The organism is Brevundimonas sp. EU05-FHT14B07 (assembly GCF_058790795.1).
Window position 1 is genome coordinate 213713 of record NZ_JBYTCZ010000002.1, and the last position, 23378, is coordinate 237090.

Genomic DNA, 23378 nt, shown 5'->3' on the forward strand with positions numbered 1-23378 from the left:
CCGCAGGGGACTGACGCATGACCGACAACGCGCCGCTGACCCGGACCGACCTCATTGAGGCCATGTCCAAGGGGATCAAGCCCAAGGACCAGTGGCGCATCGGCGCCGAGCACGAGAAGTTCGGCTTCGACAAGACCACCCTGGCCCGGCCCGCCTATGACGGCCCGAACGGCATCAAGGCCATGCTGGAGGGTCTGCAACGCTTCGGCTGGTCGCCCGTCGAGGAAAACGGCTTTCTGATCGGACTGGAGCGAAGGAACAGCGAAGGCTTCGTCGCCTCCGTCAGCCTGGAGCCGGGCGGTCAGTTCGAACTGTCGGGCGCGCCGCTTCTGACCATCCACGACATCTGCAACGAGACCGGCCAGCACCTGATGGAGGTCAAGCAGGTCGCCGACCAGATCGGCGTCGGCTTCCTGGGCGCCGGTTTCGACCCGCTGTGGACCCGTGAACAAGTGCCGGTCATGCCCAAGGGCCGCTACGACATCATGCGCGCCTATATGCCCAAGGTCGGGACCCTGGGACTGGACATGATGCTGCGCACCTGCACCATCCAGGCCAATCTCGACTTCGATTCCGAAGCCGACATGGTGATGAAGTTCCGCACCTCGCTGGCGCTGCAACCCATCGCCACCGCCCTGTTCGCCTGCTCGCCGTTCACCGAGGGCCGCCCCAACGGCTTCCTGTCGGCGCGGGCCAATGTCTGGACCGACACCGACGCCGACCGCACCGGCATGCTGGGCTTCGTGTTCGAGGAAGGGTTCGGCTTCGAGCGCTACGCCGATTATGCGCTGGACACGCCGATGTATTTCGCCAAGCGCGACGGCCATTATGTCGACGCCTCGGGCCAGTCGTTCCGCGATTTCCAGGCCGGCAAACTGCCCGCCCTGCCCGGCCAATATCCGACCCTGAAGGACTGGAACGACCACCTGACCACCCTCTTCCCCGAGGTGCGGTTGAAGGCCTATCTGGAGATGCGCGGCGCCGACGGCGGCCCGTGGAGCCGGATCTGCGCCCTGCCCGCCCTGTGGGCCGGGATCCTGTACGACGCCCCATCGCTGGCGGCGGCCTGGGACCTGGTCAAGGACTGGGACATCGCCGACCACGAACGCCTGCGCCGCGACGTGACGCGCCTGGGTCTGAAGGCCGAGGTGGCGGGCCGATCGGTGCGCGACATCGCCGTCAACCTGGTGAACATCGCCAAACAGGGCCTAAAGAATCGCGCCAAATTCTCGGGCGGCATGGTGGACGAGCGCGGCTATCTGTCGGAACTGGAAGACATCGCCGACAGCGGCGTCACCCCGGCTGAGCGCCTGCTGGACCTGTATCACGGCGCCTGGCAGGGCGACGTGAAGCGCATCTACGCCGACTTCGCCTACTAAGGGACGGTGTAGTCCGAGCAGTCGGGCAGCGGGCTGTCCGGCTGGTATTCGCCGGCCTTGGCGTTGAAAGTGAACTGGCGGGTAAAGCTGCATTTCGGATCGCGCGCGGTGACCAGGTCGGCTGGCTTCAGCGGCGGCTTCTCCAGCGAGTCCTCGGATCGCGAGGCGCCGCGCGGATAGGCCGTGGCGGTCGTCTCATAGGTCAGGACCGGCATCGCATCCGCCGCGTCGCTCGCGGTCAGGGTCGCAGCGAAACCGTATTCGTCGTGGCATGCGCCGGCTCGCTGGGTCATGTCCTGCTCGCTGAAACAGGCGCGGATCATCAGCGAACCCTGGATCGGCACGGTCAGCACCAGGGCGGCGCCGGCCTCGCCGTCGGCATCCAGCCGATAGAGCCGCAGTTCCGTCGCCTGTCCGCCGCCGCCGGAATACATGCTGCGGCTCTCCATCTCGACCCCGGCCAGAAACCCGCCGTCCGACAGCCTGATCAGGCCATTCCATGGCTTGTAATTTTCCACCTCGCCCGACGCCCCTTGCGGCGCGGCCGGCAGGGCGTCGGGCGCACTAACGATCGGGGTGAAGACCGGCTCGCCGTCACGCGTCTGCTGCGTCAGACCGACGCACTGAGTCCCGTCGTCCGTGCAGGCCCGATCTTTGGTCAGGGTCAGGGGTTCAATCCCGTCCCCTGATGGCGGGGATTGGAGCATGGCGATCGCGGCGAGGAGCAAGATCATGCGCCGATCCTAGCCGAGACGGCGCACGACGCCATCGGTTCGTTTCGCGTCGCTGCAAAGGCGAGCTTAACGGATGCGCCGTAACATGGGTTTGAGTTTGAGAGAGTGCGCAATGACCTGTTCGCCCGTTGCGGCCCTAGCCTTCCCCACAGCCGATGTCGATCTGGACACCTTCTTCGATGTGTCGCTGGATCTGCTGGTGGTGCGCGAGCTGGATGGGCGCGTGGTCAAGGCCAGCGCCTCTTGGTTCACCATGCTGGGCTATCGCCCCGACGAGATCGAGGGCCAAGGCCTGTTGCGGCTGATCCACCCGGACGACCATGCCGCCACCCGCCAGAGCATCGTCGAGGTCGAAAACCGGCGGCCGGGCGATCCAGTCCTGGGTCAGGTCAACCGCTATCGCCACAAGGCCGGTCATTACGTCACCGTCGAATGGCGCGCCCATCGTCAGGGCGACCGCATCTATGGCATCGCCCGCGACGTGACCGAAAAGGTCGCGGCAGAGCAGGCCCTGCGCGAAGCGACCGCCGCCGCCGAGGCCGCCAATGCCGCGAAGTCCGAGTTCCTGGCCAATATGAGCCACGAAATCCGCACGCCCTTGAACGGCGTGATCGGGATCGTCGACGCCCTGTCGCGCACCGAGTTGACGCCCGAGCAGGCTGAGATGGTGGCCCTTATCGCAAGCTCCGGCGTAACGCTGGAACGGCTGGTGTCCGACATTCTGGATGTGTCCAAGATCGAGGCCGGGCATCTGGACCTGGAAAGCCGGCCCTTCGATCTGGACGAGGCCGTCGCCGCCCCGCTGGACGTCATGCGTTTGAAGGCCGAAGCCAAGGGACTGACTTTCGACATCCGCCGCGACGCCGATGCGCGCGGCATGTTTGTCGGCGACAGCACCCGCATCCGTCAGGTGCTCGACAATCTGCTGTCCAACGCCATCAAGTTCACCCATCAGGGCTCCGTCGCCGTGGCCATCGCGGTGGACGAGGATTCCGACGGCCTGACCCAGCTGACGCTGCGAGTTGAGGATACGGGCGTCGGCTTTTCTTCCGACCACGCGGCCCGTCTGTTCGATCGGTTCAGCCAGGCGGACAGCACCATCACGCGCCGGTTCGGCGGCACGGGCCTGGGCCTGTCGATCTGTCGTTCGCTGGTCGAACTGATGGGCGGGCGGATTTCCGCCGCATCCACGCCGGGCGTCGGCAGCAGGTTCACCGTCGAGATCCCCCTGACGCGCGCCGCATCCCTGACCGAACACGATGCACAACGACGCGCGCGTGCGGCCGAAGCCGACCGCCCCCTGGCGCCGCTGCGCGTGCTGCTGGCCGAGGATCACCCGGTCAATCAGCGCGTCGTTCAGTTGATCCTGGCGGCCCATGCCATGCAGGTCGTCACCGTCGCGGATGGCGAACAGGCCCTGGCCGCTCTCCAGTCCGAAACCTTCGACCTGATCCTGATGGACATGCAGATGCCGGGCATGGACGGCCTGACCGCCACCCGCGCCATTCGCCAGATCGAGGCCGCCCGTCCCGATCAGGCCCGCACGCCGATCATCATGCTCAGCGCCAACGCCATGAGCGAGCACCGCGACCAGGCGCGCGACGCCGGCGCCGACCTGCACGTCCCCAAGCCCATCACTGCCGCCAGCCTGCTGGCCGGCATCCAGGCGACCGCCCCTTGATCGGACGTTGACAAAGTTTGCCATGCGCCCATTCTCGTCAGGAGGAGGCCGACCATGGCGACGATGAACATCTCCCTGCCCGGTCCGATGAAGGCCTGGGTCGAGGAACAGGCGAAATCCGGGCGCTACGCCAACACGTCGGACGTGGTGCGCGACCTGATCCGCCGCGAGCAGGTCAAGGCCGAGAAGATCGCCAACATGCAAAGGTTGATCGACGAAGCCTATGCATCAGGCATCAGCGACCAAACGCCACGAGAAATTTTCGAAGAGGTTCGCGCCGAATATCTGGCCGAAACGACTCGCAAGGCAGGCTGACTTGGCCAAGCTGCGGGTATCCAAGGCCGCGCGAACCGATATGCGTGCGATCTTTCGACAGAGCGTCGAGATGTTTGGATTGAGCCAGGCTGACGCCTACGTCGCCGCTCTTCACCACGCGCTCGATCTCATCGCGACCTATCCCAAGTCGAACCGGGAAAGAGCAGAGACCGCGCCGCCTGTGCGAGTTCATCCTTACAAGGCGCACGTCATCGTCTATGCCATCGACGATCAGGGCGTTCTGGTGCTCCGCATCCGCCATACGCGAGAGGACTGGACAGCCGATCCCATCCGAGACCGCGAAGCCGGAGACGAGCCATGACCCACTCCATCCATGTCGGCATCGGCGGCTGGACGTTTGAGCCGTGGCGGGGGGTCTTCTATCCGGAGGGCCTGGTTCAGAAGCGGGAGCTGGAATATGCGGCGTCGAAACTGACCTCGATCGAGATCAACGGCACCTATTATTCGACCTTCAAGCCCGACAGCTGGAAGAAATGGCGCGACGAGACGCCGGACGGCTTCGTCTTCTCGGTCAAGGCCAGCCGCTACTGCACCAATCGCAAGGTGCTGTCCGACGGCGCCGAAAGCTTCGACAAGTTTCTGAGCCAGGGCCTGACCGAACTGGGCGACAAGCTGGGCCCGATCAACTGGCAGTTCATGGGCACGAAGAAGTTCGATGCCGAGGACTTCGAGGGATTCCTGAAGCTGTTGCCCAGGGAGAAAGACGGAGTGCGGCTGCGGCACGCGCTGGAGGTTCGCAACCCGACCTTCGCCACCGAACAATTCTATGACCTGGCCCGCAAATACGGCGCGGCCATCGTCTATGCGGTCGATGACGAGGAGCCGACCTGGCCCCAGATCGACGAGGCGACCGCCGATTTCAGCTACGCCCGGCTGATGTCCAGCCGCGAGGACGAGCCGACCGGCATGACGGCGACCGAGCTGGGTGCGGTGGCGGATCAGGCCAGGGCCTGGGCGAAACGGGGCGAGGTCTTCGCCTATTTCATCTCGGGCGCGAAGGTGCGGAACCCTGCGGCGGCTCAGGCGCTGATCGCCAAGCTGAAATAGCGGTCGTACGCTTGCGGACCCGCGGCCGCCCTCTCATCTGAGGCCGGCTTCCTGCAAAGCCTGAAGGACTTTTTCCATGCCGATCGCCACACGCGCCTTCGCCGCGACCGCCGCCGACAAGCCGCTGACGCCCTACAGCTTCGAGCGCCGTGATCCGGGTCCGGACGATGTGCTGATCGACATCAAATATTGCGGCGTCTGCCACTCCGACCTGCACGCCGCGCGCGGCGAGACCGGCGGCACGGCCTTCCCCCTGGTGCCGGGTCACGAGATCGCGGGCGTGGTCAAGGCGGTTGGATCGAACGTCACCCGCTTCAAGGAAGGCGACCGCGTCGGCGTCGGCTGCATGGTCGACAGCTGCCGCGAGTGCGCCTCCTGCCAGGAAGGCGTCGAACAATATTGCATCCCCGGCTTCACCGGCACCTACGGCGGCAAGGACAAGAAGGGTGGCACGTCGGAAGCCATCACCCAGGGCGGCTATTCCGACCACATCACCGTCGATCAGCATTTCGTCCTGTCCATTCCCGACAGCCTGGCGCTGGATGTCGCCGCCCCCCTGCTGTGCGCCGGCATCACCACCTATTCGCCGCTGAAGGAATGGGGCGTGGGACCCGGTTCCAAGGTCGCGGTCATCGGCCTGGGCGGCCTGGGCCATATGGCCGTAAAGCTGGCGGCGGCGATGGGGGCGGAAGTCACCGTCCTGTCCACCTCGGACCGCAAGAAGGCCGACGCCGAGCGGATGGGCGCCAAACACTTCCTGATCAACTCCGACAAGGATGCGATGAAGGCGGCCGCCGAGAAGTTCGACCTGATCATCAACACCGTCTCGGCCACGCACGAGATCGCCAGCCACATTCAGTTGCTGGCCCGCGACGGCACCATGATCATGCTGGGCCTAACGACCGAGGGCCTGCCGGTCTTCGCCCTGCCGCTGCTGTGGCGTCGCCGTCGCATCGCCGGCTCGCTGATCGGCGGCATCAAGGAGACGCAGGAAATGCTCGACTTCTGCGCCGAGCACGGCATCGCCTGCGACATCGAGACCATCGCCCCGGACCAGATCAACGACGCCTATGAGCGGATGCTGAAATCCGACGTCCGCTATCGCTTCGTCATCGATATGGAAAAGCTTGCCGCCTGATCGCCGGGACGAAGATCAACGAAACGCGACGGAGGCATGAAACTTCCGTCGCGTCAGATTCTCGCCTTGCGCGATAGCGCTCGCACGTTAATCCTGAACTCCGACAAGGCCTTCTAAGGGTCTGTACAGGGACAGGAGACGATATGGCGCGCGTAGCTTTCGTGACGGGCGGGACCCGGGGCATCGGCAAGGCGATCGTTCAGCGCCTTCACGAGGACGGCTTCAAGGTCGCCGCCGGCTATTCCGGCAACGACGAGGCGGCCAGGGCCATCGCCGACGCGCTGGACGTCATGGTGGTCAAGGGCAACGTCGGCAGCTTCGACGACTGCGCCCGCGCGGTGAAGGAGGTCGAGGATCAGCTCGGCCCCATCGATATCCTGGTCAACAACGCCGGCATCACCCGCGACGGCTTCTTCCACAAGATGAGCCACGACCAGTGGTCCGACGTGATCCGCGTCAACATGGACAGCGTCTTCAACATGACGCGCCAGGTCATCAACGGCATGCGCGACCGGGGCCACGGGCGCATCGTCAACATTTCCTCGATCAACGGTCAGAAGGGTCAGATCGGCCAGACCAATTACTCCGCCGCCAAGGCCGGGATGATCGGCTTCACCAAGGCGCTGGCGCTGGAGAATGCACGCAAGGGCGTGACCGTGAACTGCATCGCGCCCGGCTATATCGACACCGAAATGGTTGGCGCCATGGACCCCAAGGTGCTGGAAGGCATCATCAGCCACATTCCCGTCGGCCGCCTGGGCAAGGGCGAAGAGATCGCCGACATGGTGTCCTGGCTGGTGGGCGAGCGTGCCGGATATGTCACAGGCTGCACACTGTCGCTGAACGGCGGTCAGTACCTGGTGGGTTGAGGCGGGCTTCGCCCAAAATCCGCCGCGCGCGGGTTTCATCAAGTCTGTCATGAAGTTGTTGGGATCGGTCAGGGCGAAAAAATCGCCACGCGTGACCGCGATGGCGGTCGCCGCCATCGCGGTCATCGGCGTGGGCGTCGTCGCGCCTGTGGTCGTCCCATCCGAAAGCCAGGCCCAGTCGCGCCGCACCGTGCCGCCGACAGCTCGTTACGTCAGCAGCAGCGGCCAGGGCTTCATTCTCGACACCTCCGGATCGCGGCCTCTGATGCGGCTGGAACGGTCGACCGAAGTGTGGGTCTTGCGGCCCACGCCCGCCCCGCGCGGCGACATCATCTATCGCAACGACAACGGCGATCAGGTACTGCGCGTCACGCCCGACGGCGCCGTGACCTTGTATACGACCGCGACGCCCCAAGGCTCGCCCGCCTCGCGCGTCGGCGAGGCGCAGGGCCTGGCCAGCGCGGCCATGACGGGCGCGCAGCTTGTCGAATATTTCATGCGCCAGAGCTACCGCGCCAGCACGGCGATGGGCCGGCTGATCGTCATCGACGTGGACATTCAGCCCGGCTCGGAACAGGTCGCCGCGGACACCGTCTCGGCCGCCAGCGACGCCATAGTGCGCATGGCGCGTTCGTCGAACTTGCGCGCCCAGGTCGAGCGGGTGCGCCGCGTCGTGGTGTCGGATCAGGGGCGTCCCGGCGTCAGCCTGGTCCAGGGAACGCTGCGGATCGTCATCGACGCCGACGCCGGCATCGCCGGCCGCCCGTCGTCCGCCCGGATCGTGCGGGTCGTGGGCGGGGACGCCCTGAACCGCTAGCCCTGGAAGCTGTCCTTGGCCGCCCGGCGCTCGGCGAACTGATCCGCATCCGTGGCGGTCAGGAACGGGTTGAACCTCTTCTCCACCCCCAGCGTCGTCGGCACGGTCGGTTCGCCCCGCGCGCGCGCCGCGAAGATCGCCTCGGCATGGGCGGCGGTCTCGGGCCGGTCGTCCAGGCTCAGGGTGAAGCGGGCGTTCGACGCCGTATATTCGTGCGCACACCAGATCACGGTCTGGTCGGGCCAGGCCTTCAGCCGCTGCAGGCTGTCGAACATCTGCTCGGGCGTGCCCTCGAACAACCGACCGCAGCCCAAGGCGAACAGGGTGTCGCCGGTAAAGGCCAAGCCGTCCGCCGGCGCATGAAACACCACATGGCCGAGGGTGTGACCCGGCGTTTCGGTGACCTCGAACCGCGTCTCGCCCACCATCACCACATCGCCGTCAGCCATCACCCGGTCCAGCGGTGCGACCTTTCGCACCTCTTCCGGCCCGACGATTTCGCAAGCCCAGTCGGCCTTGAGCCGCGCGTTGCCCTCTGTGTGATCGGGGTGCCAGTGGGTGTTCAGGATCAGGTCCAGCCGGCCCCAGCCCAGGCTTTCAAGCTCCTGCACAATGCGCGCCGCATCGGGCGTATCGACCGCCGCGACCACGCCGGTCGCCGCATCGCGGATCAGAAAGCCGTAGTTGTCGCTGCGGCAGGGAAACAGATGCACATCCAGGGTCATGCGCCCATCCTAGCAGCAGGGCCGCCGACAGGCCTATAGTGGGGCCATGCGGCGCAGCATCGACGAGCTTCGAACCTTCTACGGCGAGCCGACCGGGGCGCTGGCGCGACGGCTGGTGGCGCGACGGCTGGACGACGCCTGGGGCGAGGCGGCCGACTGCGACGTGCTGGGCGTCGGTTACGCCACCCCTTGGCTGGACGCCTTCGTCGGCGCGCGACGCGTCGTCGCCGCCATGCCGGGCGGGCAAGGCGTCGAGCATTGGCCGACGGTCGGTCGCAACCGCACCCTGCTGGTGGATGATCGCCGCCTGCCCTTCCCCGCCGGAGCGTTCGACCGCATCCTGCTGGTCCACGCCCTGGAAGAGGCCGACGACCCCGCCGCCCTGCTGCTGGAAGCGGTGCGCGCGCTTTCGCCGACCGGGCGCATCATCCTGGCGGCGGCGGCGCGCGGCGGCCTGTGGGCGCGGGCGGACAACACCCCCTTTGGTCATGGCCGACCCTTCACCCGGCGCCAGCTGGAGCGGTTGGTGCGTGATGTCGGGCTGGAGCCGATGGCCTGGTCCCAGACGCTTTATGTCCCGCCCTGGGGACCGATGCTGCCGCTGGCCGAAGGGTTTGAACAGGTCGGGCGCCGGGTCTTTCCCGGAACCGCCGGGCTGATCCTGCTGGAAGCCTCGCGCCAAAGCTACGCCCGCATCCGCCCCAGCGGCCATGCGCAGCTCGTCGCCGCCCCCGTCCTGGCGCCCCAGCCGGCAGCCTCCGTCTCTTCGCGGGGCGAACATCGCGACTGACGGGGAGTTGACCGTCGCCCCATCTGGCGGGGCGGGCGAAACCGCCTTATGGCGAAGGCCATGCACCGACTGATCCTGATGCGGCACGCCCAGGCCGAAGCCTCCGCCCCCTCTGGCGGCGACGAAGCCCGCCCCCTGTCCGCCGCCGGCCGCGCCGAGGCTCTGCTGATGGGGCGCGCCCTGGCCGAGCGGGGGCTGAAGCCGGAGCTGGCCCTGGTGTCCACCGCCGTGCGCACCCGCCAGACCTGGGAGCAGATGCACGACGCCTTCGGCGATGTGGAAGTCCGCGATGAAGACGCCCTCTACAACGCTCCCTCCGACGTGATCCGCCGCTTCGTCGAGGCCAGCGAGGACGAGGCGTGCTGCCTGCTGATCCTGGCCCACAATCCGGGCATCCACGTGCTGGCCGCCGAATATCTGATCGAAAGCGCCGCCTCGCCGGCCGTGGTGGACAAGCTGTCGGCTGGCTTCCCGACCGGCGCCGCCGCCCTGTTCAGCGTCGATGTCGCGGGGCGCTGCACCTACGAAGGCTTCCTGACGCCGCGGTCCCTGGGCGCGCCCTCGGCATGAGCGACATCGCCTACAAGATCGTCGACGCCGCCGAATGGCGCGCCGCCGTCGCCGAGGGCCGCTATGACGGCGCGCCGGTCGATCTGGCCGACGGCTACATCCACATGTCGACAGCGGCGCAACTGGCCGAGACCGCGCGACGGCACTTCGCCGGGCGCGGTGACCTGCTGCTGCTGACGGTCGATCTCAGCCGGTTCGGCGACGACCTGATCTGGGAGCCGTCGCGCGGCGGCGATCTGTTTCCGCATCTCTATGCCCCCCTGCCCGTCGTCGCCGTGACGGCCTCGCGCGCCTTCTCGGTCACGGCCGACGGCGAGATGGCGTTCGAGGACAATCCGTGAGCCTGACCGACTTTGGGGCAGCCTTGCTGCGTCGGCTCGATCCGGAGCAGGCGCACCAGTTGGCGATCAAGGGGCTGGCGCTGGCCCCTTTGCCGACCCCGCCTGCGGACGACCCGATCCTGAGAACACAGCTGGCGGGGCTGGACCTGCCCAATCCGGTCGGTCTGGCGGCGGGTCTGGACAAGAACGGCGAGGCCTTGCGCGGCTTGTCGCGCCTCGGCTTCGGCTTCGTCGAATGCGGCTCGGTCACGCCCCGGCCTCAGCCCGGCAATCCCAAGCCCCGCCTGTTCCGCCTCAGCGAGGACCGGGCCATCATCAACCGGATGGGGTTCAACAACGCCGGGCTCGACGCCTTCGCGGAGCGGCTGAACCAGCGCCCGACGGGCGTCGTCGTCGGCGCCAATCTGGGGGCCAACAAGGACACCGAGGACAAGGCGGCTGACTATGTCGCCGGCCTGCAACGCCTCGCCGGCCGCGCTTCCTATTTCACCGTCAATATCTCCTCGCCCAATACGCCGGGCCTGCGCGCGCTTCAGGGTCGCGAACAGTTGGACGACCTGTTGGCCCGCATCGACGCCGCCCGACCCACAATCGGCCCCGACCGCGTGCCGGTCTTTCTGAAGATCGCGCCCGACCTGATCGCCGACGAGATCGGCATGATCGTCGAGGCGTCGCTGGCCCACCGGATCGACGGCCTGATCGTGTCCAATACCACGCTGGAGCGGCCCGAGACCCTGCGCTCACCGGACGCCCACGAGACCGGCGGCCTGTCCGGCACGCCCATCCGTCCCTTCGCGGAAAAGGCCCTGCGCGCGGCGGCCGAGGCGGCGAACGGCCGCCTGCCCCTGATCGCCGTCGGCGGCATCGACAGCGGCGCCGAGGCCTATGCCCGCATTCGCCTTGGCGCATCGGCGGTCCAGATCTATTCCGCCCTGATCTACGAGGGGCCCGGCCTGGTCACCCGCATCAAGCGTGACCTGGCCGCCCGCCTGCGCGCCGACGGTTTTTCCGCAGTAACAGACGCGGTCGGCGCCCCCCGTTGACGGAGCGTTAGTGTCGATACGTCTAGGGTGATCGATGCGAGCGACCTGCGTTCGTCATTCGAGAGCCTGAATGAAATCGACCGCTGTCGATATCGCTGAAAGCAGCTGGACCGCCGCCGTTCGCCAACGCTCGGGCGCCGCGGTGCAACGGCTCGTGGCGGCGGCGGCGATCGCCCTGGTCGTGACCCCGATGGTCGGGGTGCGTTTCACCTTGGGCTGGGTCGTCCTGTATATGGCGGTCCAGGCCATGGAGGTGGTCGTCTATCGACCGATCCTGAAAAGTCCCGACGCGCTGTCCACGGGCCGCAAACTGGCGATCCTGGCCGTCGTCTTCGCCAATTCGACGGTCTTCTCCTCGCTTTCCCTGGTCCTCTGGTGGATCGGCGGCGCGGTCGGCGGTGTCTGCGCGGTGCTGATGCTGACCGCGGTCATGCTGACGGCGATCGTGAACGCCACCCGATGCCAGGCGGTGATGATCGCCGGCCTAACGCCCCAGGTCGGCTTCCTTCTGGCGACCCCCTTCTTCGTCTATGAACTGAATGCGCCCGGCCCGCTGGTCATGTCGGCCGCTGCGGCCGTGGTGCTGTTCACCTTCTATGTCGCCATCACCGGCCAACGCATGGTCGAGGCCAGCGTCACCGTCATTCGCGCCCATGCCCTGGCTGAGGAATCCCGCCTCAAGGCCGAGCGCAGCCTGGCCGACCACACCACCTTCCTGGCCGCCATCGGCCATGACCTGCGCACCCCGATCGGCGCGATCCTGGCCGGCGCCGCAGAGCTGCGTACGCCCGACGCCCAGTCGCGCAACAGCGCCAATCTGATCACCGACGCCGGCCTGATGATGAAGGCCCTGCTGGACGACCTGCTGGACCACACCCGGATCGGCGCCGGGCGGATGACGGTCGAGGCCAAGGATTTCGACCTGCGGCAAATGCTGGCCCAGACCCTGATGCTGTGGCGCGGCGTCGCCGACGCCAAGGGGCTGAAGCTGCGCATCGAAGGCGCCTCGGCCATGCCGCGCCACGTCAAGGGCGACGTGATGCGCATCCGCCAGGTGCTGAACAACCTGATGTCCAACGCCATGAAGTTCACCGAGCAGGGCCAGATCACCCTGCGGGTCAAGGCGTGGCCCGAGGAGCCGTCGGGCTACGCCCTGCTGTTCGAGATCTCGGACACGGGTCCGGGTATGACGACCGATCAGCTGGCGCGCCTGTTCACCCCGTTCGACCAGACCGCCGAGGGCGTCTCTGCCCGCTACGGCGGCTCTGGCCTGGGGCTGGCGATCAGCCGCAATCTGATCGATCTGATGGGCGGCCGATTGACCGTGCGCAGCGCGCCGGGTCAGGGCTCGCGCTTCACCGTCTCGCTGATCCTGCCGCGCGGCGACGAGGCGGCGCAGATCGTCGAGGTTGTCGATGAAAGCCGTCTGGACATCGCCCGCTCGCTGACGCCCTCATTCGCGCCCACGCCTCAGCCCGCATCCGTCGCTCCTTCGTCCGCGCCTCAGCCCGAGCCGGTCGTCGCGACCCCTGCGGTCGTCGACGAGGCCGAAGACCAGCCGCTGCGCCTGCTGGTCGTGGACGATCACGACATCAACCGCCGCGCGGTGCAGCTGATCCTCCAGCCGCTGGGCTGCGAGATCACGACCGCCGCCGACGGCATGATCGCGCTGGAACGCTGTCAGGAGGCGGTGTTCGACGTCATCTTCATGGATGTCCGGATGCCCGAGCTGGACGGGCGCGAGACGACGCGTCGCCTGCGCGCCGGCGGCGGACCCAACGCCGCCACCCCGGTCGTCGCCGTCACCGCCGACACAGCGCCCGAGGACGTCGCGGCCTGTCAGGCGGCCGGCATGGCCTATTTCGTCTCCAAGCCCCTGACGCCGCCCGCCCTGATCGGCGCCTTGCAGCACGTCCTGAACGACACCGCCGCTCAGGCCGCGACCGAGGCCGCCTGACCCCGGACGCGCGCGACAAAGCGCGCGGCGAAATCAGGCTGTTTCATCTCGCATTCCCAGACGACGACCACGCGCCAGCCTGACGCCTCCAGCGCCTGAACAGCGGCGGCGTCGCGCACGCGGTTTCGGCTGATCTTGGCGATCCAGTAATCGGCGTTGGTCTTGGGCTGGCGTGCTCCACGGGTGCAATCGTGCCCGTGCCAGAAGCAGCCGTGGACGAAGAGGGCGACCTTGCGGCCCTTCATCACCACATCCGGGCGGCCCGGCAGACCCATGCCGCCCAGCCGATAGCCGAGCCCGGCCGAACGCAGGATCCTGCGCACGGCCAGTTCCGGCGATGTATCCCACCCCTTCACGCGACGCATCACGGCGCTGCGCTTCTCGGGGCTGAACACATCCGTCATCAACGTCGATCCGGGCTCAAGCAGCGAAGCGATAGCCTGGATCGACAAGCATCAGAGCTGCGCCAGCAGATGCTCGGCGGACGACACTTTGAACTCGCCGCCCTGCTCGATGTTCAGCTGCTCGACCACGCCGTCCCTGACCAGCATCGAATAGCGCTGCGAACGCTCTCCCAGACCGAAGCCCGAACCGTCCAGCACCAGACCCAGGGCGCGGGTCAGTTCGCCGTTGCCGTCGGCCAGCATGACGATGCTGTCGTCGGTGATGCCCTGGCTTTCAGCCCAGGCCTTCATGACGAAGGCGTCGTTGACCGAGATGCAGGCGACCGTATCGACGCCCTTGCCCTGGATGTCGGCCAGGTGATCCTTGAAGCCCGGCAAGTGGCGCGCCGAGCAGGTGGGGGTGAAGGCGCCGGGCACGGCGAACAGGGCCACGGTCTTGCCGGCGAAGATGTCGTCGGTGCTGACGGGCTTGGGGCCCTCGGCGGTCGCTTGGGCGAGGGTTGCGTTCGGGATGCGATCGCCGATCTGAATGGTCATGTCTGTCTCGCTGAGGTTTAAGGCCGGCGCGTTTGAACGGCCGTGTGCGACACATAGACACCACGGGCGACACCGCAAGCGCCGGTTCGGCTTGCTTGCGCCGCTTTCCGGACGGATGATGCCAGGATCATGAGCCAAGCCTCCACCCTGACCGGCCGACTGCTGGTCGCCATGCCCGGGATCGACGACGCCCGGTTCGAACACGCCGTCATCCTGATCTGCGCCCACGGGCCTGATCACGCCATGGGCCTGCGGCTGGATCGTCCGGCGCCGGGCGTGGATCTGAAGACGGTTCTGGACAAGCTGGACGCGCCGGCGCCCGATCAATCCATCGGTCGCGCGGTCCTGATGGGCGGACCGGTCGAGCGCGAGCGCGGCTTCGTGCTGCATACCGACGACTGGACGGTCGGCGACGACACCCTGGCCTTCGGCGACGGTCTGGCGATGACCGGGACGCGCGAAGCGCTGGCCGCCATGACCGACGAGATCGCCGGTCCGCGCCGCTCGGCCCTTCTGCTGGGCTACGCCGGCTGGGGCGAGGGGCAGTTGGAGGAAGAGCTGGCCGACAACGTCTGGCTGACCGCCGACGCCGATCTGGATCTGATCTTCGACGGCGAACACACGTCGAAATGGACGCGCGCCCTCGCCCAGTTGGGCGTGAACGCGGCCATGCTGTCGAGCCGGGGCGGCCGGGCCTGAGGCCAGACCGCCCCGCCTTGAGGCTTAGAAGCGGTAGTTCATGCCGATGCGGAACATGTGGGTTCCGAAGCGACCGTTGCCGCGCACCATGTCCGTGCCCGTGGTGTTCGGCGCCAGGATGAACGGGTTGGTCGCCGGGGTCGTGCCGGTATTGCCGACGCGGATCACCGGGCTGTCGACGTCCAGCGAGGTGTAGAGGTATTCGCCGCTGACCGTCAGGCCGCGGCCCAGGGCGTATTCCACGCCGCCGCCGGCCTGCCAGCCGTCGCCGTCATCGCCTTCGCTGGTTTCGGTGAAGCTGTTGGCCAGGTTGGACGTGCGGAAACGGTTTTCGAACTTGCCATAGGCGTAACCGCCGGTGCCGTAGATCAGCGCCGGGCCGACCGCATAGCCCAGCTTCAGGCGCGCGGCCGCCGTGCTCTGCAGCTCGCGCGTGAAGGTGTAGAAGGCCGGGGTCGTCGAGAAGCCGGTCACTGAATCCTGGACATTATTAACGCTGTATTCGGCCAGGGCGCCGACGACGAAGTTGCCGAACTGCATGTCGTAACCGGCGCGAACGCCCGCTTCGACACCGTCGTTGTCGTCACGGCAGCCCGTGGTGGGAACGGTGCTTGTGGCCATGCCGCCGCAGAAGCCGGGGCTGAAGGCGTTGGTTCCGACGGTGGCGGGGGCGACAGGCGCAGTGGTGACCTGGTCGCCGTAGTTGCCGTCCAGATTGCGGTCGAAGCGCAGGATCTCGTCACCGTCGTCGTTCGACTGGTTGTAGCCGCCGAAGATGCCGATGTAGGGGCCGGACCAGTCGGGGGCGACGGACTGGGCCAGGGCGGGGGTGGAAACCATGGCCAGGGCCAGGGCGCTGGAAGCGAGGGTCTTGATCATTTGGGGGAGGCTTTCGTGCCGAAAGTGCGGGCGCGACATCCCCGCTCGCCGTCACAAAAGCCGAAGGCGGCCACAGGTTCCCTCGAGTTCCCATCGCCAAATGTCGCACATCCAAAGGCTTAGGTTGAACGTAGGCCGCCCTAGCGCGTCGCCATCGACACCAGAAAAGCGATCAGCAGGACCAGGCTGACCGCCTGCCAGAACCGCACCGGATCGCGCTCGATCAGGGACAGTTGACGCGGCGGCGGGGCGGCGACGGCGCTGCCGGTTTCCAGCACATGGATCAGTTCCTCCACATCCTCGAACCGCTCGTTCGGATCGACGGCGACGGCGCGCATGATGGCCGCCTCCAGCCAGGCGGGCATATCCGGCCGGTGTCGCGTCGGCGGCGCGGGCGCCCGGTCGAAGCGCGGCGCATCGGCCGGATCCACCTCGCCCCACGGATAGGTGCGGGTGAACAGCCGGTACAGCGTCACCCCCAGGGCGAACTGATCCGTGGCGGCGTCGCCGCTCTCGCCCGCATACATTTCCGGCGCCTTGTAGCCGGCGGTGCCCGGCGCCTCGGCCTCGGCGAACTCCTCGGCCAGCCGCAATCGCGCGACGCCCAGGTCGACCAGTTTCAGCCCGCCCTGTGTCTCCAGGATCACATTGTCCGGCTTGATGTCGCGGTGCGTCACTCCCGCCCGGTGCAGGGCCGACACGGCGCGCGACAGGCGCAGCGCGACGCCGATCCCGTCGGCGATCTCGAACGGCCCTTCCTGCGCCAACCGCGCATGCAGGGTCTGTCCGGCATGGAAGGGCTGGGCGATATAGAGGCGGCTCTGACGGCCCGCATCCAGGCTCAGCACCTTGCCGACGAAGGGGCTGTCGATGCGCCGCCCGATAAAGGCCTCGCGCAGGAAGGCGGTGCGCGCCCCGCGCTCGGACACCACGGCGGGCTTGGGGAACTTCAGCACCACCGCGCCTGCGTCGCCCAAAGTGTCCCTCGCCAGGAACAGGGTCGTATAGCGCCCGTCCGCCACGATCCGCTGAAGCGCGAACCCATCGACATTATCGCCCACGGCGGGCGGCGGCAGGATGGCCAAGCCTTCCGCCTCGGCCGTGATCGCCTCCCAGTCGGGCGCACCGGTGCGGACCACGTCGATGACGATGGCGGTGGCGTTGTCGCGGGCGCCCGCCGCCTCCACCTCGGCCAAGATCGCCTTGGCGTCCGCATCGGGCGAACTGCGCCGTCCCAACAGGCCCGCGATCACCGCATCGGCCAGAACCCCATGCACCCCGTCGGTGGTCAGCAGCAGCCGGTCGTGCGGCTCCAGCCGCACTTGACGGACGTCCAGCTTCACATCCGCCTCGATGCCGACGGCGCGGTACAGCACATGGCTCAACCCTTGCTGGGCCCGCGTGTGATCTTCCGTCAGCCGCGTCAGCACCCCGTCGCGGAAATGCCAGGCCCGGCTGTCCCCCACATGAAGCGCCGTCGCCTCGCGCCCGCGCAGGATCAGGGCCGTGAAGGTGGTCGCCGCTCCCTCCATGGCCGGATCGATCCGCCCGCGTGAATGGAGCCAACGATTGAAGCCTCGCAGCGCCTTGATGCCGTTGGCGGCAATGCCGTTCAGCGGATTCTGATCCAGATAGCCGTCGATGAAGCTGCGCGTCGTCAGCTCCGCCGCCATCCGCCCGGCCTTCGATCCCGACACCCCGTCGGCGATCACCGCCACCACCCCATGCTCGCGCTGCTCGGCCGCCGTGCCGATATGGACGCCGCCAAAATCCTGATTATCCGCCTTGGGCCCCTGCAAGGTCGCAAAGCCGGCGGCGATCTCCAGTCTGGCGTCGGTCATGGGCGCAACTGTCGTCGAAAGACGGCCCGCTGAACAGAGGTCTCAGAGCGCCAGGATCGCCCGCACCGCGACATAGGCGGCGACCATCAGGATCAGCCCCGCAAACAGGATGTGCCCAAGCCGGGCGTTCGACCCCAGCCGTCGCGCCAGCGGCAGACCCGCCGCCGTCCCGGCGACCCCGCCGACCGCCATGGCGGCGACCAGGCCCGGATCGACCCATCCGGACAGCGCATAGTTGCCCGCCGTGGTCGCCCCGAACGCGGCCACGCTGAGCAAAGACGTCGCCTGGGCGGTCGCCAGGCTCATGCCCGTCGACGCCATCAGACCGGGCACGATCAGAAAGCCGCCGCCGATGCCGAAGAAGCCGGTGGCCGAGCCGACGCCGGCGCCCGCCATGCCGACGCGCGGCGACATGGACCAGTTCAGCCGGGGCTCGGCCCGCGCGACCGCCGCCTTGGGACGCAGCATCGACACGCCCACGGCCGCCATGGCGACGGCGAAGATCAGCAGCAGCTGATGGCCGTCGATCATCTTGGCCAGGGACGATCCGAACCAGGCCCCGGCCGCGCCGGTGAAGGCGAACAGGGTGGCGCAGGGCCAGCGCACCCGCCCTGCGCTGGCGTGACCGGCCAGAGCCGTCAGGGCGTTCAGCGCCACGCCCGCCGCCGACACGCCGATGGCGACGTGGGGATCGGCGACGCCGACGACATACAGCAGCAGCGGCACGGCCAGAACCGATCCGCCGCCGCCGAACAGGGTCAGCAGCAGGGCGACGACGCCGCCGCTGAAGGCGGTCAGGACCAGCGGTGTCAGCTCGGTCGTCATCGGATCACGCTGCTCTTGTCACGGGCCGGGTCGCGGTTCTGTTCCAGGGCATGACGGCCAGCAGCCGCGCCATGCCGCAAAAGCCCGTCGCACCCGCGACGAACAGACCCGCGCCGACGAAGGCGGACAGACCCCAGAAGGCCGGATGCACCAGCAGGCCCAGCGCTGCGCCGATCAGGATCAGGCCGCCCGCGACCATCTGCACCTGACGCATCAGTTCGATCGGCTTTGAGCGGTCGGCGTGGGTGGCCAGGCCCTTCGCCTTCCACGCGTCCAGCCCGCCTTCCAGGACAAAGGCTTGCCCCGTCGTCTTGGCCGCCAGGCGGTCGCAGTTGACGCCCGTCCGATTGCCGGTTCGGCAGGTGAAGATGACGTCGCGCCCGTCGATGCCCGCCGGCGTGAAGGCGTCTAAGGCCGACAGCGGCGCATGGACGGCGCCGACGACATGCTCTCTGACGAACTCGTCGGGCTCGCGAATGTCGATCAGCACGGCCGCGTTCTGCTTCAGCCGATGCGAAACCTCGGCGGGGGACAGGGGGGTCAGGACGCTCATGAGGATCATGCCTTTTCGGAGGAAACAGGGGGACAATAGATTTCGGCCAGCACGGCGATGACCTTCAGGACGGCCGGATCGGCGATGCGGTAGAAGATGGTCGTGCCGTCCCGACGCGTGCTCACCAACGCCTCGTCGCGCAGCTTGGCCAGGTGCTGGGACAGGGCCGATTGCGACAGGCCGACTTGAGGCAGCAGCTGGCTGACGGCCATCTCGCCGTCGCCCAACTGACACAGGATCATCAGCCGCTTCTCGTTGGACAGGGCGCGCAGCAAGGCCGCCGCCTCGCCCGCGCTGGCCTGGAATCGCTCAAGTCCGATGGTCTGAAGGTCGATCATGGCGTGCAATATATGCGAGGTTGCTAAATAAGCAATACCTAATATATTGGGTGGCGAAGGAGCATTCACGCATGACCCAATCCCCCGATGTTCGCGGCTTTTTCGATCCCGCGACCCACACCGTCACCTATCTGGTCAGTGACCCCGCGACGGGTCAGGCGGCGATCATCGACCCCGTCCTGGACTTCGACGCGCCCTCGGCCCGCACCTCGACGCGGTCGATCGACGCCGTCATGGCGGCGCTGCGGTCATCGGGCCTGACCTTGGCTCTGGTTCTCGAAACCCACGCCCACGCCGACCACCTGACGGCGGCGGCGCACCTGCGTGCGATGACGGGCGTGTCGATCGGCATCGGCGGGCGGATCACCCAGGTTCAGTCGGCCTTCGGCCCCCTGTTCGGCGCCGACAACGTGCGACCGGACGGCGCGGTTTTCGATCATCTCTATGCGGACGGCGACGCCTTCGCCCTTGGCGATCTGACGGTCGAGGTCATCCACACGCCCGGCCACACCCCCGCCTGCGTCAGCTACCGGATCGGCGATGCGGTCTTCACCGGCGACACCCTGTTCATGCCCGACTACGGCACGGCCCGAACGGACTTCCCCGGCGGCGACGCCCGGACCCTGTATCGCTCGATCCAGCGCCTGCTGACCCTGCCGGACGAAACCCGCGTCTTCGTCGGCCACGACTATCTGCCCCAAGGCCGCACCGACTACCAGTTCGAGACGACCGTGGCTCGGCAACGCGCGCACAACATCCACATCGGCGGCGTGTCGGAAGACGCCTTCGTCGCCATGCGAGAGGCGCGCGACGCGACCCTGGGCGCGCCGCAGCTGATCCTGCCCTCGCTTCAGGTCAACATCCGCGCCGGCGACCTGCCGCCCCCCGACGCCAACGGCCAGCGCTACCTGCGCCTGCCGCTAAACGCGATCTGAGCCTTACGCCGAGCGCTGCTTCAGCGGCGCGGTGCCGTCCGCCAGGCTTTCGGCCAGATAGACCTCGGCCTCCTGCGCGGGCAGGGCGGGGGCATAGCCGAAGCCCTGGCCGTAGTGGCATTGGGCGTCCAGCAGCAGGCGGGCCAGTTCGGCGTTCTCCACGCCCTCGGCGACGACTTCCAGCGACAGGTCGCGGCCCAGGTTGACCACCGACTTGACGATCTTGGCCGAGCCTTCGTCCTTGTTCATCGTCAGCACGAAATAGCGGTCGATCTTCAGCGTATCGAACGGCAGGCGCGCCAGATAGGAAAGCGACGAGAAGCCGGTGCCGAAGTCGTCCAGCGCCAGCGAGGCGCCGACGTCCTTCAGCGATTGCAACACCTCGGCGGCGCGCGCGGTGTCGCGCATGATGTCGCCCTCGGTGACTTCCAGCTTCAGCGCGCCCTTGGGCAGGCCTGTCTCCTTGATGATGCGCGCCACGTCCTCGCACAGATGAGGGCGCTCGATCTCGCCGACCGAAAGGTTGACGCTGCAGAACAGCTTGCCGGCCAGCGGATGGCGTTCGATCCATTCGGCCAGCTGTCTCGCCGACTGGGTCATCATCAGCAGGCCCAGGTCGTTCATCATGCCCAGGTCGGCGGTCAGGCCCAGGAACTCGTCTGGCGGCACCAAACCCCGGCGCGGGTGACGCCAGCGCGCAAGGGCCTCGAAGCCGGCGACGGCCCCGGTGTTCAGGTTCACGATGGGCTGGAAGAAGGGCACGATCTCGCCGCGCACGAAGGCGTTCCTCAGATCCGCCTCCAGCGCCAGACGGCTCAAGCTGTCGCTTTCCAGCGCCCGGCCATAGGCGGCCGACCCGCCGCGCCCGGCGCCCTTGGCCGATTCCACCGCCAGCTCGACCCGGCGCAACAGTTCGGCGGCGTCGGGCGCATCCGGCCCGCCCTCCACCATCACCGCCCCGATTGAGACGGTCGGATAGATGTCGAAGCCCGCGACCCGCAACGGCTGTTCCAGCGCGTCGCGAACGCGATAGCTGGTGTGGGAGGCGGTCTTGGGGACGATGATAGCGAACTCGTCCTCGCCGATCCGCGCGGCCGAGGCGTCCTTGTTGAAGGCGGCGGCGAGGCGCGAACCCAGGGCCGACAGCACAAGGTCGGTCCGCTCATGACCCAGCGCCTCGTTCAGGCGCCGCAGCCGGTCCACGTCGCCGACCACGATCTCATATTCGCCGGGCTGGGTCAGCACCTCGCTGACGCGGGCCAGGAAGGCGCGACGATCCAGAAGGCCTGTCAGGGTGTCGCGGTCCGATCCGGCGAACTTGGTCTCCAGCGCCACGACGCCGGCGGCGCGCAGGCCGTCCTCCAGCCAGACGCCGCGCCATAGACAGGTCTCGGACCCGCGCATGCGCAGACGCACGGCGATCTCGGCCCCCTCGTCCTGGGGTTTGAGCATCCGCTCGGCTAAACTGCGATCCTGCGGCATGGCCAGGGCCACGAATCCGGCGGCCGTGCATTCCGGCGCCAGCGGTCCCAGGCCCAGCGATCGCGTAGCCCCGGTGAAGCGCAGTTCGTCCGCCGCAGGCGTCCAGACCCACAGGGCCGTCTCGGCGGCGGCCAGCGCCTCGATGGCGGTCGTGGCGTCCCAGGCCAGCGATCGGGATCGTGGTGTCACGCGTCTCGCCCTTCCAGACGGCCCCCGGCCGTCAACGCTCGTCCTCGACCAGGCCGAACAACAAATGGTCTGCCCACTCGCCGTTAATTTTCAAATAAGCGCGAGCCCGACCTTCGTTGCGAAAGCCGGATTTCTCCAGCACCCGTCGCGAGCCGTGGTTGGTGGGCAGACAGGCCGCCTCCAGCCGGTGCAGCTTCAGCTTGTCGAACGCGTATCCGACCACGGCCCGAACGCCCGCCGTCGCCACGCCCTGACCGGAAAACGGCTGACCGATCCAATAGCCAAGCGTCCCCGTCTCGGCGACGCCGCGCCGCACGTTCGACAGGGTCACCGCCCCCGCCAGGGTCTTGCCGTCCTGCACGAAGACGAAGAAGGGCCAGGCGTTGCCCAGCTCCATCTCGCGCGCATAGATCGACAGCCGGCGCCGGAAGGCCGCCTTGGTCAGGTCGTCCTCGGGCCAGGCCGGCTCCCACGGTTGCAGATAGTCGCGCGAACCGTCGCGCAGCGTGGACCAGGCGGCGTAATCGGCGGCACGCGGCGGGCGCAGCAGCACGCCGTCCCCCCGGATCACGGGCCCGGCCACATCGCTCATCCAATCCAGAAGCGCCATCGATGGGAACTATAGCACCAAGATTCGGCTCTGAACCTTACGGTTCGGCCAAAAGTGTCGCGGTCAGCTTCAGCGCCAGGTCGCGGCCCAGCCCCTCGGGCGCGCCCAGCATCGGCGTCAGGATGTCCCCGATCAGCCCCTCGGCGAAGGCCATATAGGCCGCCGTAACCACCAGGGCCTTGGCCCGCTCGGCCGCCTTGGGATCATCGGGCGCCATGGCCGCCAGCCGTTCGGCCAGATCGCGCACCACCTCGGCGAAGCTCTCGGCGCGGCCCTGCTCGCGCGCCAGCGCCAGCCAGGCCGCCATCTGAGAGGCGCCGCCCGGTCCGAAGGCGTCGAACACGACGCTCATCAGCCGCCCCGGCTCGACGCCGTCGCGCCCTTCTCCCAGGCCGGCCTCGATCCGCTGCGCCAGATCGCGCACCATCGCATCCATCAGCGCGCCCTGAAGCCCGGCCGCCGAGCCGAAATGATGGATCAGATTGGCGTGACCTACGCCCATCCGCTCGCCCACCGCCTTCAGCGTCACCGCCGCCGGCCCGCCCGACAGCAGCAGGTCGCGCGCCGCCTCCAGCGCCTCTTCGCGCGCCACCGCCCCGCGTCGTCGCTTTACCGGACCATTAGTTGACATTGATGTCAGTTAACTCCATCCTCTGCTC

The 23378-nt window shown here is 67.7% G+C and carries 27 protein-coding genes; 15 read left to right on the forward strand and 12 right to left on the reverse strand.

Annotated elements, in window-relative coordinates; genetic code table 11:
• The first annotated feature begins 17 nt into the window (after nucleotides 1-17).
• Nucleotides 18-1379: a glutamate--cysteine ligase gene (locus AC3WRC_RS05090; RefSeq protein WP_492303121.1), complete on the forward strand. Its 1362-nt coding sequence runs from the start codon at nucleotides 18-20 to the stop codon at nucleotides 1377-1379.
• Here the strand turns inward: AC3WRC_RS05090 and AC3WRC_RS05095 are convergent.
• The gene (locus AC3WRC_RS05095; RefSeq protein WP_492303122.1) at nucleotides 1376-2113 is read right to left on the reverse strand and encodes a hypothetical protein; all 738 of its coding nucleotides are present in this window, start codon (nucleotides 2111-2113) and stop codon (nucleotides 1376-1378) included. The two genes, AC3WRC_RS05090 and AC3WRC_RS05095, sit on opposite strands and share 4 nt — an antisense overlap.
• A 112-nt stretch (nucleotides 2114-2225) precedes the next feature.
• On the opposite strand from AC3WRC_RS05095, the gene AC3WRC_RS05100 reads away from it, so the two are divergent.
• From AC3WRC_RS05100 to AC3WRC_RS05130, 7 genes are all read left to right on the forward strand, one after another.
• Nucleotides 2226-3794 (forward strand): ATP-binding protein, encoded by a 1569-nt coding sequence (locus AC3WRC_RS05100; protein ID WP_492303123.1) that lies wholly within the window; start codon nucleotides 2226-2228, stop codon nucleotides 3792-3794.
• A gap of 54 nt (nucleotides 3795-3848) precedes the next feature.
• Nucleotides 3849-4109, forward strand: coding sequence for a type II toxin-antitoxin system ParD family antitoxin (locus tag AC3WRC_RS05105; RefSeq protein WP_055754014.1), 261 nt, complete (start codon nucleotides 3849-3851; stop codon nucleotides 4107-4109).
• A 1-nt stretch (nucleotide 4110) separates the two neighbouring features.
• A complete protein-coding gene (locus AC3WRC_RS05110) occupies nucleotides 4111-4431 on the forward strand; it encodes a type II toxin-antitoxin system RelE/ParE family toxin (RefSeq protein ID WP_066549794.1) in 321 nt (106 codons plus the stop codon).
• Nucleotides 4428-5177, forward strand: coding sequence for a DUF72 domain-containing protein (locus AC3WRC_RS05115; protein ID WP_055754013.1), 750 nt, complete (start codon nucleotides 4428-4430; stop codon nucleotides 5175-5177). Before AC3WRC_RS05110 ends, AC3WRC_RS05115 begins: the two co-directional genes overlap by 4 nt.
• Before the next feature lie 76 nt (nucleotides 5178-5253).
• The gene (locus tag AC3WRC_RS05120) at nucleotides 5254-6315 is read left to right on the forward strand and encodes an NAD(P)-dependent alcohol dehydrogenase (RefSeq protein WP_055754012.1); all 1062 of its coding nucleotides are present in this window, start codon (nucleotides 5254-5256) and stop codon (nucleotides 6313-6315) included.
• A 143-nt stretch (nucleotides 6316-6458) separates the two neighbouring features.
• On the forward strand, nucleotides 6459-7184 hold the full coding sequence (phbB, locus tag AC3WRC_RS05125) for an acetoacetyl-CoA reductase (protein ID WP_066549787.1): 726 nt from the start codon (nucleotides 6459-6461) through the stop codon (nucleotides 7182-7184).
• A 100-nt stretch (nucleotides 7185-7284) separates the two neighbouring features.
• Complete coding sequence (locus AC3WRC_RS05130; protein WP_241004851.1) at nucleotides 7285-8001, forward strand: DUF4908 domain-containing protein; 717 nt, start codon at nucleotides 7285-7287, stop codon at nucleotides 7999-8001.
• On the opposite strand, the gene gloB is transcribed toward AC3WRC_RS05130, so the two are convergent.
• Nucleotides 7998-8726 carry a hydroxyacylglutathione hydrolase gene (gloB, locus tag AC3WRC_RS05135; protein ID WP_492303124.1) on the reverse strand — a complete coding sequence of 243 codons (729 nt, stop codon included), beginning with the start codon at nucleotides 8724-8726 and terminating at the stop codon, nucleotides 7998-8000. The two genes, AC3WRC_RS05130 and gloB, sit on opposite strands and share 4 nt — an antisense overlap.
• Before the next feature lie 46 nt (nucleotides 8727-8772).
• On the opposite strand from gloB, the gene AC3WRC_RS05140 reads away from it, so the two are divergent.
• The 5 genes from AC3WRC_RS05140 to AC3WRC_RS05160 all read left to right on the forward strand — a co-directional run bounded on the left by AC3WRC_RS05140 (nucleotide 8773) and on the right by AC3WRC_RS05160 (nucleotide 13427).
• The gene (locus tag AC3WRC_RS05140; RefSeq protein WP_492303125.1) at nucleotides 8773-9516 is read left to right on the forward strand and encodes a methyltransferase domain-containing protein; all 744 of its coding nucleotides are present in this window, start codon (nucleotides 8773-8775) and stop codon (nucleotides 9514-9516) included.
• A 60-nt stretch (nucleotides 9517-9576) separates the two neighbouring features.
• Nucleotides 9577-10086, forward strand: a complete 510-nt coding sequence (locus AC3WRC_RS05145; protein WP_492303126.1) for a SixA phosphatase family protein — start codon at nucleotides 9577-9579, stop codon at nucleotides 10084-10086.
• The gene (locus AC3WRC_RS05150; protein WP_492303127.1) at nucleotides 10083-10427 is read left to right on the forward strand and encodes a DUF952 domain-containing protein; all 345 of its coding nucleotides are present in this window, start codon (nucleotides 10083-10085) and stop codon (nucleotides 10425-10427) included. Before AC3WRC_RS05145 ends, AC3WRC_RS05150 begins: the two co-directional genes overlap by 4 nt.
• The gene (locus AC3WRC_RS05155; protein ID WP_492303128.1) at nucleotides 10424-11470 is read left to right on the forward strand and encodes a quinone-dependent dihydroorotate dehydrogenase; all 1047 of its coding nucleotides are present in this window, start codon (nucleotides 10424-10426) and stop codon (nucleotides 11468-11470) included. The genes AC3WRC_RS05150 and AC3WRC_RS05155 overlap by 4 nt, the downstream gene beginning before the upstream one ends.
• Before the next feature lie 70 nt (nucleotides 11471-11540).
• Nucleotides 11541-13427: an ATP-binding protein gene (locus AC3WRC_RS05160; protein ID WP_492303129.1), complete on the forward strand. Its 1887-nt coding sequence runs from the start codon at nucleotides 11541-11543 to the stop codon at nucleotides 13425-13427.
• Here the strand turns inward: AC3WRC_RS05160 and AC3WRC_RS05165 are convergent.
• Together AC3WRC_RS05165 and AC3WRC_RS05170 are read right to left on the reverse strand one after the other, a co-directional pair.
• On the reverse strand, nucleotides 13403-13831 hold the full coding sequence (locus AC3WRC_RS05165) for a very short patch repair endonuclease (protein ID WP_492303130.1): 429 nt from the start codon (nucleotides 13829-13831) through the stop codon (nucleotides 13403-13405). The genes AC3WRC_RS05160 and AC3WRC_RS05165 overlap by 25 nt on opposite strands.
• A gap of 51 nt (nucleotides 13832-13882) precedes the next feature.
• Nucleotides 13883-14368: a peroxiredoxin gene (locus AC3WRC_RS05170; RefSeq protein WP_492303131.1), complete on the reverse strand. Its 486-nt coding sequence runs from the start codon at nucleotides 14366-14368 to the stop codon at nucleotides 13883-13885.
• A 129-nt stretch (nucleotides 14369-14497) separates the two neighbouring features.
• On the opposite strand from AC3WRC_RS05170, the gene AC3WRC_RS05175 reads away from it, so the two are divergent.
• Nucleotides 14498-15067 (forward strand): YqgE/AlgH family protein, encoded by a 570-nt coding sequence (locus AC3WRC_RS05175; protein ID WP_316409329.1) that lies wholly within the window; start codon nucleotides 14498-14500, stop codon nucleotides 15065-15067.
• A gap of 24 nt (nucleotides 15068-15091) precedes the next feature.
• Here AC3WRC_RS05175 and AC3WRC_RS05180 read toward each other — a convergent pair whose 3' ends face one another.
• The 5 genes from AC3WRC_RS05180 to AC3WRC_RS05200 all read right to left on the reverse strand — a co-directional run bounded on the left by AC3WRC_RS05180 (nucleotide 15092) and on the right by AC3WRC_RS05200 (nucleotide 19503).
• Entirely contained in the window at nucleotides 15092-15946 is an 855-nt protein-coding gene (locus AC3WRC_RS05180; protein ID WP_492303132.1) for an outer membrane protein, read from the reverse strand.
• A 140-nt stretch (nucleotides 15947-16086) separates the two neighbouring features.
• The gene (locus AC3WRC_RS05185) at nucleotides 16087-17787 is read right to left on the reverse strand and encodes a bifunctional protein-serine/threonine kinase/phosphatase (RefSeq protein WP_492303133.1); all 1701 of its coding nucleotides are present in this window, start codon (nucleotides 17785-17787) and stop codon (nucleotides 16087-16089) included.
• Nucleotides 17788-17829: 42 nt separating this feature from the next.
• Nucleotides 17830-18612, reverse strand: a complete 783-nt coding sequence (locus AC3WRC_RS05190) for a sulfite exporter TauE/SafE family protein (protein WP_492303134.1) — start codon at nucleotides 18610-18612, stop codon at nucleotides 17830-17832.
• Nucleotides 18613-18616: 4 nt separating this feature from the next.
• Nucleotides 18617-19165 (reverse strand): rhodanese family protein, encoded by a 549-nt coding sequence (locus tag AC3WRC_RS05195; protein ID WP_492303135.1) that lies wholly within the window; start codon nucleotides 19163-19165, stop codon nucleotides 18617-18619.
• Nucleotides 19166-19170: 5 nt separating this feature from the next.
• A complete protein-coding gene (locus AC3WRC_RS05200) occupies nucleotides 19171-19503 on the reverse strand; it encodes an ArsR/SmtB family transcription factor (protein WP_492303136.1) in 333 nt (110 codons plus the stop codon).
• A 71-nt stretch (nucleotides 19504-19574) separates the two neighbouring features.
• Between AC3WRC_RS05200 and AC3WRC_RS05205 the strand changes: the two genes are divergently transcribed.
• Nucleotides 19575-20438 (forward strand): MBL fold metallo-hydrolase, encoded by an 864-nt coding sequence (locus tag AC3WRC_RS05205; protein ID WP_492303137.1) that lies wholly within the window; start codon nucleotides 19575-19577, stop codon nucleotides 20436-20438.
• Nucleotides 20439-20441: 3 nt separating this feature from the next.
• Here AC3WRC_RS05205 and AC3WRC_RS05210 read toward each other — a convergent pair whose 3' ends face one another.
• The 3 genes from AC3WRC_RS05210 to AC3WRC_RS05220 are packed head-to-tail and all read right to left on the reverse strand — an operon-like array spanning nucleotide 20442 to nucleotide 23350.
• Nucleotides 20442-22109, reverse strand: coding sequence for a putative bifunctional diguanylate cyclase/phosphodiesterase (locus AC3WRC_RS05210; RefSeq protein WP_045809768.1), 1668 nt, complete (start codon nucleotides 22107-22109; stop codon nucleotides 20442-20444).
• Between the two features lie 31 nt (nucleotides 22110-22140).
• Nucleotides 22141-22719, reverse strand: a complete 579-nt coding sequence (locus AC3WRC_RS05215; RefSeq protein ID WP_039244861.1) for a GNAT family N-acetyltransferase — start codon at nucleotides 22717-22719, stop codon at nucleotides 22141-22143.
• 37 nt (nucleotides 22720-22756) lie between these two features.
• Nucleotides 22757-23350 (reverse strand): TetR/AcrR family transcriptional regulator, encoded by a 594-nt coding sequence (locus AC3WRC_RS05220; RefSeq protein ID WP_492303138.1) that lies wholly within the window; start codon nucleotides 23348-23350, stop codon nucleotides 22757-22759.
• Between the last annotated feature and the right edge of the window lie 28 nt (nucleotides 23351-23378).

Bases quoted from the DNA above. Each gene is read 5' to 3' on its own strand.
- AC3WRC_RS05175 (WP_316409329.1), top strand. From the start codon at position 14,498: ATGAGCCAAGCCTCCACCCTGACCGGCCGACTGCTGGTCGCCATGCCC.
- gloB (WP_492303124.1), bottom strand. From the start codon at position 8,726: ATGACCCTGGATGTGCATCTGTTTCCCTGCCGCAGCGACAACTACGGC.
- AC3WRC_RS05150 (WP_492303127.1), top strand. From the start codon at position 10,083: ATGAGCGACATCGCCTACAAGATCGTCGACGCCGCCGAATGGCGCGCC.
- AC3WRC_RS05090 (WP_492303121.1), top strand. From the start codon at position 18: ATGACCGACAACGCGCCGCTGACCCGGACCGACCTCATTGAGGCCATG.
- AC3WRC_RS05215 (WP_039244861.1), bottom strand. From the start codon at position 22,719: ATGGCGCTTCTGGATTGGATGAGCGATGTGGCCGGGCCCGTGATCCGG.
- AC3WRC_RS05140 (WP_492303125.1), top strand. From the start codon at position 8,773: ATGCGGCGCAGCATCGACGAGCTTCGAACCTTCTACGGCGAGCCGACC.
- AC3WRC_RS05185 (WP_492303133.1), bottom strand. From the start codon at position 17,787: ATGACCGACGCCAGACTGGAGATCGCCGCCGGCTTTGCGACCTTGCAG.
- AC3WRC_RS05170 (WP_492303131.1), bottom strand. From the start codon at position 14,368: ATGACCATTCAGATCGGCGATCGCATCCCGAACGCAACCCTCGCCCAA.
- AC3WRC_RS05180 (WP_492303132.1), bottom strand. From the start codon at position 15,946: ATGATCAAGACCCTCGCTTCCAGCGCCCTGGCCCTGGCCATGGTTTCC.
- AC3WRC_RS05190 (WP_492303134.1), bottom strand. From the start codon at position 18,612: ATGACGACCGAGCTGACACCGCTGGTCCTGACCGCCTTCAGCGGCGGC.
- AC3WRC_RS05105 (WP_055754014.1), top strand. From the start codon at position 3,849: ATGGCGACGATGAACATCTCCCTGCCCGGTCCGATGAAGGCCTGGGTC.
- AC3WRC_RS05195 (WP_492303135.1), bottom strand. From the start codon at position 19,165: ATGAGCGTCCTGACCCCCCTGTCCCCCGCCGAGGTTTCGCATCGGCTG.
- AC3WRC_RS05200 (WP_492303136.1), bottom strand. From the start codon at position 19,503: ATGATCGACCTTCAGACCATCGGACTTGAGCGATTCCAGGCCAGCGCG.
- AC3WRC_RS05100 (WP_492303123.1), top strand. From the start codon at position 2,226: ATGACCTGTTCGCCCGTTGCGGCCCTAGCCTTCCCCACAGCCGATGTC.
- AC3WRC_RS05205 (WP_492303137.1), top strand. From the start codon at position 19,575: ATGACCCAATCCCCCGATGTTCGCGGCTTTTTCGATCCCGCGACCCAC.
- AC3WRC_RS05120 (WP_055754012.1), top strand. From the start codon at position 5,254: ATGCCGATCGCCACACGCGCCTTCGCCGCGACCGCCGCCGACAAGCCG.
- AC3WRC_RS05115 (WP_055754013.1), top strand. From the start codon at position 4,428: ATGACCCACTCCATCCATGTCGGCATCGGCGGCTGGACGTTTGAGCCG.
- AC3WRC_RS05130 (WP_241004851.1), top strand. From the start codon at position 7,285: ATGGCGGTCGCCGCCATCGCGGTCATCGGCGTGGGCGTCGTCGCGCCT.
- AC3WRC_RS05095 (WP_492303122.1), bottom strand. From the start codon at position 2,113: ATGATCTTGCTCCTCGCCGCGATCGCCATGCTCCAATCCCCGCCATCA.
- AC3WRC_RS05145 (WP_492303126.1), top strand. From the start codon at position 9,577: ATGCACCGACTGATCCTGATGCGGCACGCCCAGGCCGAAGCCTCCGCC.
- AC3WRC_RS05165 (WP_492303130.1), bottom strand. From the start codon at position 13,831: ATGACGGATGTGTTCAGCCCCGAGAAGCGCAGCGCCGTGATGCGTCGC.
- AC3WRC_RS05220 (WP_492303138.1), bottom strand. From the start codon at position 23,350: ATGTCAACTAATGGTCCGGTAAAGCGACGACGCGGGGCGGTGGCGCGC.
- phbB (WP_066549787.1), top strand. From the start codon at position 6,459: ATGGCGCGCGTAGCTTTCGTGACGGGCGGGACCCGGGGCATCGGCAAG.
- AC3WRC_RS05160 (WP_492303129.1), top strand. From the start codon at position 11,541: ATGAAATCGACCGCTGTCGATATCGCTGAAAGCAGCTGGACCGCCGCC.